This window comes from Pseudomonas sp. 2FE, assembly GCF_005503735.1.
GTDB lineage: Bacteria > Pseudomonadota > Gammaproteobacteria > Pseudomonadales > Pseudomonadaceae > Aquipseudomonas.
The window spans coordinates 218,621-226,425 of record NZ_SCMO01000005.1; the positions used below are offsets into that span (position 1 = coordinate 218,621).

Consider the following 7,805-nt stretch of genomic DNA (forward strand, 5'->3'; position numbering starts at 1 on the left):
CAGGAATCACCCTCGTCGACATGAATGTCCACAGGGGCCGAAAAGAGCTCTTCGCCCGATGCATTTCAGTATTACTCAATGGCGCGCCTGGGCCCCCGGACTAGAGAGCCTGCACGACTGGCAAGCCTGGGCTCGGCAGCCGTGGCGGCCGGCCGCTGGCGCGGCGCAACCGGACGTGGCGTTTCTCCCCGCCCTGCAACGCCGCCGTCTCAGCCGTTTGGCGCGCATGGCCTTCAGCGTCGCCTGGCCCCTGGCCGAATCGCGCGTAGGGCAGCCGCAGCTGCCACTGGTATTCGCCTCCCGGCACGGCGAAACCCCACGCACCTTCGCCCTGTTGAGTGACCTGGCCGAGCAGACGCCGCTCTCACCGACGCAGTTCAGCCTCTCGGTGCATAACGCGATCATTGGCCTCTGGTCGATCCTGCGCGGCGACACCAGCGAGATGACCGCATTGGCCGCCGAGGGTGACGGCCTCGAGCACGCGATCCTCGAAGCCGGCATGTTGCTCACGGCAGGCGCGCCGGCGGTGCTGGTGGTGATTGCCGAGGATCTACCGCCAGCGGCCTATGCCCCCTGGATCGACGACGTGCCCTTTCCCTATGCCGTTGGCCTGTTGCTGACGCCCGGCACGGACTGGCAACTGAGCCTCGGCGAAAATACCGCGCCCGCGGCAACGGCCGAGTGGCCGCATGCCCTGAGCCTGCTGCACACCCTGTTAAGCCACCACTCTCACTGCCAGCATCATTGGAAGAGTCGCGCATGGACCTGGCAACACAAGCCCTGAAGCGGCGCGCCAACGCGCCCTACCCGTGGCGGCTGCTCGCCACCGGCGCCAGCTTCGCCCTGTTCGGCCTCGGCGGCCTGTGCCTGCGCGTGCTGGTTTTCCCGCTGCTGGCGCTGCTGCCGGGCGATGCCCCGAGCCGGCGACGCCGGGCGCGCGCCACCATCAGCCGGCTGTTCTGGCTGTTCGTGCAATTCATGTATCGCAGCGGTGTGCTGACGTTTGCAGTGGAAGGTGCCGAGCGCCTGGGGCGACCGGGTCAGCTGATCATCGCCAATCACCCGTCGCTGATCGATGTGGTGGTACTGGTCGCGCTGATCCGCGACGCCAACTGCGTGGTCAAACAGAGCCTGTGGGACAATCCCTTCATGCGTGGGCCGATCCGCGCCGCGTGTTACATCAGCAACAGCGGCAGCCTGGACATGCTCGACGAAGCCGCCGACGCCCTGCGCCAAGGCCAGACGCTGATCGTCTTCCCCGAAGGCACCCGCACCACGCCCGGCCAAGCCCCGGAATTTCACCGCGGCGCCGCGGCCATCGCCCTGCGCGGCGCCACGCTGGTCACCCCGGTGGTGATCAGCGTCAGCCCGACCACCCTGACCAAGGCCGAGCCCTGGTACCGCATTCCGTCGCGACGTTTCCACTTTCAGCTGCGCGTCGGCGAGGATATCGACCCGCAACTGTTCGCCGCACAGGGCCCCGCGCCCAGGGCCTCACGCAAGCTCAACGAGCATTTGCACCAGCATTTCATTAAGGAGCTCGGCAAAGATGAGCGATCTGCAGCTTGAGATTAAAACGCTGATCATCGAGGCCCTGGGCCTGGAAGACCTCGGCCCAGACGACATCGACGCCGAGATGAGCCTGTTCGGTGAAGGCCTCGGCCTCGACTCGGTCGACGCCCTGGAGCTGGGCCTGGCGATTCAGAAGCGCTTCGGCTTCAAGATCGACGCCGACGCCAAAGATACCCGCAAGCATTTTACCAACGTGGCCAGCCTCGCCGTCTTCGTGACCGCCCAGCAAGCCGCGTGAGAGAGAACGAGCATGCAAAACCGTGACGAAATTTTCAGCACCCTGCGCGACGCCCTGGTGGAACTGTTCGAGCTCGAACCCGAGCGGATCGACCTGCAAGCCAACCTCTATCAGGACCTGGAAATCGACAGCATCGACGCCGTCGACCTGATCGACCACATCAAGCGCAAAACCGGCAAGAAACTCGCCGCCGAGGAGTTCAAGGCGGTGCGCAGCGTCGGTGACGTGGTCGAGGCGGTGTATCGCCTGGTCAATGCACCCGCGGCATGAGGAGCCGACTGATCGGCCTGGTACTGCTGTTGGCCGGCCTGAGCTACCCCTTTGCGGTGTATTTCGGCCAGCAGCACCTGTCGCCACGCGTCTTCGCCCTGCTGCTCGGCGGCCTCTGGCTGGCGCGGCTGCTGAGCCATGCGCGGCGCCCCGGCAGCTGCTGGATGGCCGCGGCCGCGTTGGTGTTCTGCCTGCTGCTCGGGCTGGCGGACAACCCCGAACTGCTGCGCTGGTATCCGGTGCTGATCAGCCTGTTTGGCCTGTGTCTGTTCGGCCTCAGCCTTAGCCAGCGCTTCGGCCCGCCGCTGGTCGAGCGCATTGCGCGCCTGCGTGAGCCGGAACTGCCGGAAGTTGCCGTGCGCTATACCCGCCAGGTGACCAAGGTCTGGATCGGCTTCTTCCTCGGTAATGGCGCCCTCGCCAGCGCCTTGACCCTGTGGGCGCCGCTGAGCTGGTGGGCGCTGTACACCGGGCTGATTGCCTACGGGCTGATGGGCCTGCTGTTCGCCGGCGAATGGCTGGTGCGCCAGCACGTGCGAGGCCTGGCATGAACTGGCTCGGTCTTGAGCGCTTACTGCTGGCGGAACAACCGGCGCGCCCGGTCACGCTGGAGCCCATGCTGCTGCACGCAGAGCTGCGCGAGCAGGCGCTGCGCCTGGCCGCCGGCTTGCAAGCGCGGGGCGTCCGGCGCCTGGCCGTGCACCTGGAGGATGCCGCCGAGCTGGCCATCGCCCTGCTCGGCGCCTGGCGTGCCGGGGTCAGCGTGCTGCTGCCGGCCGACCTGCAGGCGCAAACCCGCCAGCGCCTGAACGCCGAGGTCGACCTCTGGCTGAGCGATCAACCCGGCGACGCCAGCCTGGCCAGCCTGCTCGCCGAGCCGCTGCCGGGTGCCCTGCTGGATCTTGAGCACTGCCGCCTGACCCTCTGTACTTCAGGCTCCAGCGGCGAGCCCAAGCCGATCGACAAATCCCTGCGCCAGCTAAGCAATGAAGTCCAGGCCCTGGAGCGCCTGTGGGGCGCCGAGCTGGGCAATGCCTGCATCATCGGCAGCGTGGCCGCGCAACATATCTACGGCCTGCTGTTCCGGGTGCTCTGGCCGCTGTGCGCCGGGCGGCTGTTCCTGCGTCACGCGCAACCGTTCCCGGAAGACCTGCAACGCACCAGTCTGAGCCTCGGGGGCTATGGAAGCGTAGCGAGCGCAGATGAGCCTGTTTTTAACGCAGCGGCATCAAGCGCAGTAGCTTCCACGGCCCTCGACTTTGCCTGGGTTGCCAGCCCCGCCCTGCTCAAGCGCATGGGCGACAACCTCGACTGGCCGGCGTTGCGCCGCGTACGTCGGGTGTTTTCCTCCGGCGGCGCACTGCCACTGGCGGCCGCACAGCAGTTGCAGGCGAACCTCGGCCAGTGGCCGACGGAGATCTTCGGCAGTTCGGAAACCGGCGGCATCGCCTGGCGCCAGGGTGCCCGCCTGTGGCAACCCTTCGCCGACGTGCAGTTGAGCCTGAATAGCGCAGGCGCGCTGCGCATCGAATCGCCGTACCTGCCCCGCGGGCATAGCGAACAAACCGCCGACGGCGCCAAGCTCGAGGCCGACGGCCGCTTCGAACTGCTCGGGCGCCTCGACCGCATCGTCAAGCTGGAAGAAAACCGCATCTCCCTGCCGATGCTCGAACAGGCCCTGGCCAGCCACCCTTGGGTACAGGAAGCGCGCCTCGGGGTGGTTCAGGACAATCGTGCCTACCTCGGCGCCCTGATCGCCTTGAGCGACGCCGGCCTGCACGCCTTGCGCAATCAGGGCCGGCGCACGTTGACCGGCAGCCTGCGCCAGCATCTTAGCCAGCACTGTGCCGCGCTGGCCCTGCCGCGCCGCTGGCGACTGGTGCGCCAGCTACCGTTGAACGCCCAGGGCAAGCTGCCACAGGCCGAGTTGGACGCGTTGCTCTATGCCCCGCGCCCCCTGCAACCGCAGTTGCTCAGCCAGCGCGAAGAAGACGGCCAGTGGCAACTGGAGCTGGAAGTACCGCTGGATCTGGCGCACTTCAGCGGGCACTTCCCGCAAACCCCGGTGCTGCCCGGTGTGGTGCAGATCGATTGGGCACTGAGCCTGGCCCGGCAACTGATGTGCCTGCCGCCGCGCTTTGCCGGCATGGAAGTGCTGAAGTTCCAACAACTGGCCCGCCCCGGCGACCGCCTGCACCTGAGCCTGCGGTTCGACGCTTTACGCAGCAAGCTGTACTTCAGCTATCGCCATGGCGAGGCGGCCTGTTCCTCGGGAAGGATCTTGTTGGGAGGCGCGCATGCTTGATCCCAACGCAGCCCCCATCCCTTCTCCCTCCGGGAGAAGGTGGCCCGAAGGGACGGATGAGGGAAACACCGACGCGCAAAGGGACTCGGAGTTTCCCTCACCCCCAGCCCCTCTCTCGGAGGGAGAGGGGCGTTTTCGCCCCTGCGCGGTGATCCCGGTGTACAACCATGAACAGGCGGTGAGCGCGGTGCTGCAGCGGCTACTCGCGGCCGGACTGCCTTGTGTCTTGGTGGACGACGCCTCGCGGCCGAGCTGCGCCCTGGTGCTCGATCGACTCGCCGAGCAGCCGCAGGTCCACCTCGTTCGCCTGGCGGAAAACCAGGGTAAAGGCGGCGCGGTGATGGCCGGCCTGCGGGCAGCGGCGAACCTGGGCTTCAGCCATGCCCTGCAGGTCGACGCCGACGGCCAGCACGACCTGCACAACCTCCCACAGTTTCTCGCCCAGGCGCGCCAGGCGCCGCAGGCCGTGATCTGCGGCTACCCGCAGTACGACGCCAGCGTGCCCAAGGGCCGCCTGTACGCACGCTATGCGACCCACGTCTGGGTCTGGATCAACAGCCTGTCGCTGCGCATCCGCGACTCCATGTGCGGCTTTCGCGTCTACCCGTTGGCGCCGACCCTGGCGCTGATCGACTCGGTGCAAGTCGGCACCCGCATGGACTTCGACACGGAAATCCTCGTGCGCCTGAGCTGGCGCAATCAGCCGATGCACTGGCTGCCGGTTCGCGTGCATTACCCGGCGGACGGCGTCTCGCATTTCCGCCTGCTGCAGGACAACCTGCTGATCTCGAAGATGCACGCCAAACTGTTTTTCGGCATGCTCTGCCGCTTCCCGCTGATTCTCTGGCGCAGGTGGCGCGGATGAACCGCGAACACTGGGCCAGGCACGGCGAACGCGGCAGCTTCCTGCTGATGCGCTGCACCGCCTGGGCCGCGCGCCACCTCGGGCGGCGGCTGCTCAGCCCGCTGCTGCATCTGATTGTCCTGTACTTCTTCCTGTTTGGCCGCCGCGCCCGCCTGAGCATCTGGGACTATCAGCAGCGCCTCGCCGCCTGGAGTGGCCGCAGCGAACTGCGGCCGACCCTGAGATCGATCTTCGGCCAATTTATGGCCTTCGCCGACGCCCTGCTGGACAAGCTCGACGTCTGGAACGGCCGCCTGCGCCTGGAGCAGATCGACATCCGCGACCCGGCCAACCTGCGTGCCCAGCTGCGCGGCTCGCGCGGGCAGATGTTGGTCGGTGCGCACCTGGGTAACCTCGAGGTCTGCCGCGCCCTGGCCGAGCTCGGCGAGCAGGTGCAGATGAACGTGCTGGTGCATACCAAGCACGCCGAACAGTTCAATCGCCTGCTCGGCCAGGCTGGCGCCAGCCACCTGCGGCTGATCCAGGTCAGCGAGCTGGACCCGGCGATCATGCTGCAACTGAGCCAGCGCCTGGAGCGCGGCGAGTGGCTGGCGATCGCCGGCGACCGCGTGCCGCTGCACGGCGCACGCACCGCCAGGGTGGATTTCCTCGGCCAGCCCGCCGACCTGCCGCAAGGCCCGTGGCTGCTGGCCGGACTGCTGCAATGCCCGATCAATCTGCTGTTCTGCCTGAAGCACGAGCAGCGCTACCAGCTGATTCTCGAGCCCTTCGCCGAACGCATCGAATGGCGCCGTAGCGAGCGCGAGCAGGTGATCCGCCACTGGGCCCAACGCTATGCCGAGCGCCTGGGCCATCACTGCCTGCAAGCGCCGCAACAATGGTTCAACTTCTTCCCTTTCTGGACTACCCATGACGACACATCAGCCTGAAGCCGTAGTCTTCGGTGAGCGCCCGCTGAGCATCGAGCAGGTGGTCAGCCTCGCCCGGCAGCACAGCCCGAGCCAGCTGCAAGGCGACGGCGCGTTCCGCCAACGCATCGCCAAGGGCGCGCAGTTCCTCGACTCGTTGCTGGACAAGGAAGGGGTGATCTACGGCGTCACCACCGGCTACGGCGACTCCTGCGTGGTCGCGGTGCCGCTGGAGCATGTCGAAGCGCTGCCGCGGCACCTGTTCACCTTTCACGGCTGCGGCCTGGGCAGGCTGCTCGAACCGGCCGCCACCCGCGCGGTGCTGGCGGCGCGTTTGCAGTCGCTGTGTCAGGGCGTTTCCGGGGTCCGTGTCGAGCTGCTGGAGCGGCTGCAGGCCTTTCTCGCCCACGACATCCTGCCGCTGATTCCCGAAGAGGGTTCGGTCGGCGCCAGCGGCGATCTGACCCCGTTGTCCTACGTCGCGGCGACCCTGGCCGGCGAGCGCGAGGTGCTCTGGCGTGGCCAGGTGCGCAGCGCCGCCGAGGTGCATGCCGAGCTGGACTGGCAGCCGCTGACATTACGGCCGAAAGAAGCGCTGGCGCTGATGAACGGCACCGCGGTGATGACCGGCCTGGCCTGCCTGGCTTATTCCCGCGCCGATTACCTGCTGCAACTGGCCACCCGCATCACCGCGCTCAACGTGGTGGCGTTGCAGGGCAACCCGGAGCATTTCGACGAGCGCCTGTTCGCCGCCAAGCCGCACCCGGGGCAGATGCGGGTCGCCGCCTGGCTGCGTCAGGATCTGGCCATCGACGCGCCGACCGCGCCACTGCACCGCCTGCAGGATCGCTACTCGCTGCGCTGCGCGCCGCATGTGCTGGGCGTATTGGCCGACAGCCTGAGTTGGCTGCGGCAGTTCATCGAAATCGAGCTGAACAGCGCCAACGACAACCCGATCATCGACGCCGAGGCCGAGCGCGTGCTGCACGGCGGGCACTTCTACGGCGGGCATATCGCCTTCGCCATGGACAGCCTGAAGAATCTGGTGGCCAACGTCGCCGACCTGCTCGACCGGCAACTCGCCCTGCTGGTGGACTCGCGCTACAACCACGGCCTGCCGAGCAACCTCTCCGGCGCGCCAAAGGCCACGGCGATGCTCAACCACGGCTTCAAGGCGGTGCAGATCGGCGCCAGCGCCTGGACCGCCGAAGCCCTGAAGAACGGTATGCCGGCCAGCCTGTTCTCACGCTCCACCGAGTGTCATAACCAGGACAAGGTCAGCATGGGCACCATCGCCGCCCGCGACGCCCTGCGCAGCCTGGAGCTGTGCGAACAGGTCGCCGCCGCCACCCTGCTCGCCGCCAATCAAGGGGTCTGGCTGCGTGGCCGTGAAGCCGAGGCGCGGCCGTTGCCGGCGCCACTGGCGAGCATGCGCGCACAACTGGCCGAGGACTACCCGCCGGTGATCGAAGACCGCGCCCTGGAAGCCGAACTGCGCCTGTGCCTGACGCACATCCGCAGCCGGCACTGGAGTCTCTATGCATAACGTAGGGCGGACTCAGGAGCGTAGCGAACAGTCCGCCGTTCGAAACCGCTGGCGTACTGCTTCGCGAGTACGCCCTACGGAGCCGACGCTCATCCGCAGCC

9 protein-coding genes are annotated in these 7,805 nt (G+C 67.3%); all 9 read left to right on the forward strand.

Annotated elements, in window-relative coordinates:
- The first annotated feature begins 58 nt into the window (after window positions 1-58).
- Complete coding sequence (locus FFS12_RS11580) at window positions 59-784, forward strand: beta-ketoacyl synthase chain length factor (RefSeq protein ID WP_137886953.1); 726 nt, start codon at window positions 59-61, stop codon at window positions 782-784.
- Window positions 760-1,569: a 1-acyl-sn-glycerol-3-phosphate acyltransferase gene (locus FFS12_RS11585; protein ID WP_137886954.1), complete on the forward strand. Its 810-nt coding sequence runs from the start codon at window positions 760-762 to the stop codon at window positions 1,567-1,569. The genes FFS12_RS11580 and FFS12_RS11585 overlap by 25 nt, the downstream gene beginning before the upstream one ends.
- Entirely contained in the window at window positions 1,550-1,810 is a 261-nt protein-coding gene (locus tag FFS12_RS11590) for a phosphopantetheine-binding protein (RefSeq protein WP_137818670.1), read from the forward strand. Before FFS12_RS11585 ends, FFS12_RS11590 begins: the two co-directional genes overlap by 20 nt.
- Before the next feature lie 12 nt (window positions 1,811-1,822).
- Window positions 1,823-2,080 carry an acyl carrier protein gene (locus tag FFS12_RS11595; protein WP_137818671.1) on the forward strand — a complete coding sequence of 86 codons (258 nt, stop codon included), beginning with the start codon at window positions 1,823-1,825 and terminating at the stop codon, window positions 2,078-2,080.
- Window positions 2,077-2,631, forward strand: a complete 555-nt coding sequence (locus FFS12_RS11600) for a hypothetical protein (RefSeq protein ID WP_137886955.1) — start codon at window positions 2,077-2,079, stop codon at window positions 2,629-2,631. Before FFS12_RS11595 ends, FFS12_RS11600 begins: the two co-directional genes overlap by 4 nt.
- Complete coding sequence (locus tag FFS12_RS11605) at window positions 2,628-4,385, forward strand: acyl-CoA synthetase family protein (protein ID WP_137886956.1); 1,758 nt, start codon at window positions 2,628-2,630, stop codon at window positions 4,383-4,385. The genes FFS12_RS11600 and FFS12_RS11605 overlap by 4 nt, the downstream gene beginning before the upstream one ends.
- Before the next feature lie 148 nt (window positions 4,386-4,533).
- Window positions 4,534-5,250, forward strand: coding sequence for a glycosyltransferase family 2 protein (locus FFS12_RS11610; RefSeq protein ID WP_137886957.1), 717 nt, complete (start codon window positions 4,534-4,536; stop codon window positions 5,248-5,250).
- Window positions 5,247-6,179, forward strand: a complete 933-nt coding sequence (locus FFS12_RS11615) for a glycosyl transferase (RefSeq protein ID WP_137886958.1) — start codon at window positions 5,247-5,249, stop codon at window positions 6,177-6,179. The genes FFS12_RS11610 and FFS12_RS11615 overlap by 4 nt, the downstream gene beginning before the upstream one ends.
- A complete protein-coding gene (gene hutH, locus FFS12_RS11620; RefSeq protein WP_137886959.1) occupies window positions 6,160-7,704 on the forward strand; it encodes a histidine ammonia-lyase in 1,545 nt (514 codons plus the stop codon). The genes FFS12_RS11615 and hutH overlap by 20 nt, the downstream gene beginning before the upstream one ends.
- The last annotated feature ends 101 nt before the right edge of the window (window positions 7,705-7,805 follow it).

What these genes read in the sequence shown, in the direction of transcription:
- FFS12_RS11595 (WP_137818671.1), top strand. Translation starts at nt 1,823, where the DNA reads ATGCAAAACCGTGACGAAATTTTCAGCACCCTGCGCGACGCCCTGGTG.
- FFS12_RS11580 (WP_137886953.1), top strand. Translation starts at nt 59, where the DNA reads ATGCATTTCAGTATTACTCAATGGCGCGCCTGGGCCCCCGGACTAGAG.
- FFS12_RS11615 (WP_137886958.1), top strand. Translation starts at nt 5,247, where the DNA reads ATGAACCGCGAACACTGGGCCAGGCACGGCGAACGCGGCAGCTTCCTG.
- FFS12_RS11585 (WP_137886954.1), top strand. Translation starts at nt 760, where the DNA reads ATGGACCTGGCAACACAAGCCCTGAAGCGGCGCGCCAACGCGCCCTAC.
- FFS12_RS11600 (WP_137886955.1), top strand. Translation starts at nt 2,077, where the DNA reads ATGAGGAGCCGACTGATCGGCCTGGTACTGCTGTTGGCCGGCCTGAGC.
- hutH (WP_137886959.1), top strand. Translation starts at nt 6,160, where the DNA reads ATGACGACACATCAGCCTGAAGCCGTAGTCTTCGGTGAGCGCCCGCTG.
- FFS12_RS11590 (WP_137818670.1), top strand. Translation starts at nt 1,550, where the DNA reads ATGAGCGATCTGCAGCTTGAGATTAAAACGCTGATCATCGAGGCCCTG.
- FFS12_RS11605 (WP_137886956.1), top strand. Translation starts at nt 2,628, where the DNA reads ATGAACTGGCTCGGTCTTGAGCGCTTACTGCTGGCGGAACAACCGGCG.